Here is a 2,949-nt window from a genome sequence, read left to right on the forward strand (position 1 = left end):
GTATATTCTGACCAGCTTGGCAGATATACAAGCAGCAGTTGATGCCTATGCAAAAAGATTTGGAATTGAAGAAATGTTCAGAGACTTTAAGAGTGGAGGATATAACCTAGAAAGGACTAATCTCACCGGTGAGCAGGGTAAACGCATCTAAATTAAGTTGACAAAAAATCATATTTGTGCATGAGCTAGTCTCTGAGAAAACCCTTCTTAAAACTCTTAAATCTGATGCAATTAACCAAGGTAAAATCGAGCTTTAAGAACTTCTGAATTCTCAAAGCTGAATCAATTTAGATCGGGAATCAGTTTTAGTTTTCGAGCGTTAGCTGGCAGAGTCTAAAACTTTCACTAAATAATTATTATCCATTCCCGCCAGATACCGCTTCATTTTTAAACTTCCTTTAAATCCTTTTTCCTGTTTCAGTAAATTGACAGCTAAACGCCGTAGAAGAGCAAAATTTTCCGGAGAATGATCTTTACGAATGCAACTCTTGTCTTCAGAAAAAGTAACATCCAATGTCCAATGTAAGCTATTTTCAATACCCCAATGACTGCGAATTGCTTGAGAAATCTTCTCGGCATTACTGGCTAAACTACTTAAATAAAACCGAACTTCTGTGGTAGTTTTATTCCACAAACGTCTTTCACTTACGACCATCACAACCGTTTTTAATCCAGCCCATAATGATTGATTATGAAGAGGTAGCAACTCCGAGACTGCCACCGTCCAGATTTGTCTTTTTTCAACTCGATGATGCCCAGCTTCTATTTGTTGATAATAGCTATGCTCTGCCAGCAAACTCTTCTTTGCGAGCTAATTCAAACCAGTTTTTTACGTCTTCATGAAGAAGTTTTTGATTCCCTTTTAGCGCTAAAAGATAATCTCCTTTCTTCTTAATTATGAGCGCTGCTATTTCTTTTTGACATCCCAAAGCATCGATGGTTATTATGCTTCCAGCAATTTCTAGCATCTCTAACAAAGCCGGAATTGCCGTCACTTCGTTGGATTTCTTATTGACTTTTTTTTGCCCTAAAACTAATTGATGGGATGAAGACCATGCACTGACTATATGCAATGGTTTTTGGCTGTGATTCCGGTCATAAGATTGTTTCATTGTTTTGCCATCAATGGCTATGACTTCTAGCTCCAACTTTTGGGTGATTGAATTTATCCAACTCAAAAAACACTCTTGAAACTGCTTCGGCTCAAGTCGAGCAAATACTCGACTAAATGTATCATGAGAAGGAATTCCATTCGGCAGTTTCAGGAAACCTCTTAGCCATTCATATTTAGCTTTTCCATAGAGTTCTATTGCTCCCCATCCATCCGCACCGCTGATGACAGCTAGAATCGCAATGGCTACAATATCTATTAGTAAATGCTCTTTACTTCTTTCTATTCTTGGATCGGTCAAGGTCTCAAAATGGTTTAAAAAACTAACGTTCAATAAGTCTGTCGGATTCGATACACCTATTGTTTTTTGTTGGGAAGTTAAAGTCGAAGTAAACCCTTTCGCCATCGCTCGCACCTATGAATTACGCACTTGATTTAGCTAAATACTTAATCTTATCATGTTTTAGGTTGAAATTAAGATGCGTTTACCCTGCACCGGTGAGCGATTGAGTAAATTATTAATTTTGTTGTCACTAGCATACTTGAAGAGTATAATCCAAGGGATAGAAATTAAGTCAAAGCAAGTTCAAGAATATCTAAGTAGAAAAACAGAAAATCACAGAAAATATGCACGTCATAGCACTTTTTACATTGGACTTTGGGGTGAATCATGGGTCGATTCGATGTTTAGTAATTGGCAGGTTGTTGTTGAATTAATGTCTTTGTATCCACATAAACTACCTAATTATCAACAAGGCATAAGAGCTATGAGGCTTATTCTATCAGCGTTATAGGTGACTTGTCGCCCCGACAGACCAGACCGTTATCCACTGTCTTGACAAAATAAGCAGTTTATAGACAACCTTTTTAAGTTTTTGCTTGAAACCATTGAGGAGTAATGCCTTGTTAAAACAGTGGCTCAGTCAAATAATGGAACAGCAGCCCAAGAAACGAGTTAAAACCCCTACCGTATTGCAAATGGAAGAAGTAGAATGCGGGGCAGCAGCACTGGGGATCATGCTGAGTTATTACGGACTCTTTGTCCCCCTAGCCAAACTGCGGCAGGAATGTGGCGTTTCTCGTGACGGCAGCCAACCTGCCAGCATCGTCAAAGCTGCTAGACAATACGGGCTGCGGGCAAAAGCCTTTAAAAAACAAACTTCCCAGTTGGCTAAAATGCGACTACCAGCGATCGCATTCTGGAATTTCAGCCACTTGTTAGTAGTCGAAGGCTTTGAAAAAGACCGAGTTTACATCAACGACCCAGCAACCGGACCACGCACGGTTTCATTGCAGGAATTTGACGAGGCATATATCGGTTTTATCCTAGCAATGGAACCGGGAGCGGAGTTCAAGCGCGGGGGACAACCGCCTAGCGTATTGAGATCGCTCCTAGAACGCTTGCACAGCTCGGTGGGAGCAGTTTCGCTCAGTGTCCTGCTTGGCTTTTTGCTAGTATTTCCCGGACTGGTACTACCTGTGTTCAGTCAAGTATTTGTCGATCAAATTCTCGTTGAAGACCGCACCGACTGGCTGCGTCCATTGCTGCTAGGAATGCTCCTCACCGCCCTAATTCAAGCGTTTTTGTTCTCCCAGCAGCGACGCTATTTAAGACAGTTGCAGATTAAATTAGCTGCCAGTATGTCCAGTCAATTTTTCTGGCATATGTTGAAACTCCCTGTCGGATTTTATACCCAACGGTTCCCCGGTGAAATCGGCGGAAGAGTAAAGCTCAACGACAAAGTGGCCCAGGTCATTTCCGGCAGTATGGCAGAGACGATCATCAACATAGTGATGACAATTATCTACCTGTTGGTCATGTTTGCTTATAACCCACT

The 2,949-nt window shown here is 41.1% G+C and carries 1 protein-coding gene and 2 pseudogenes; 2 read left to right on the plus strand and 1 reads right to left on the minus strand.

Going from position 1 to position 2,949, the window contains the following annotated elements; translation table 11 throughout:
• Window positions 1-136 (plus strand): annotated as a pseudogene (locus QT990_RS35570) (IS4 family transposase); the annotation flags it as partial.
• Between the two features lie 183 nt (window positions 137-319).
• On the opposite strand, the pseudogene QT990_RS35575 reads toward QT990_RS35570, so the two are convergent.
• A pseudogene (locus QT990_RS35575) lies at window positions 320-1,517 on the minus strand (ISAs1 family transposase).
• Between the two features lie 524 nt (window positions 1,518-2,041).
• Between QT990_RS35575 and QT990_RS35580 the strand changes: the two are divergent.
• On the plus strand, window positions 2,042-2,949 hold a 908-nt coding region (locus tag QT990_RS35580; RefSeq protein ID WP_333466398.1), incomplete at its 3' end, for a cysteine peptidase family C39 domain-containing protein.

It is taken from the genome of Microcoleus sp. T3_B1 (genome assembly GCF_036700445.1).
Classification (GTDB): Bacteria; Cyanobacteriota; Cyanobacteriia; order Cyanobacteriales; family Microcoleaceae; genus Microcoleus.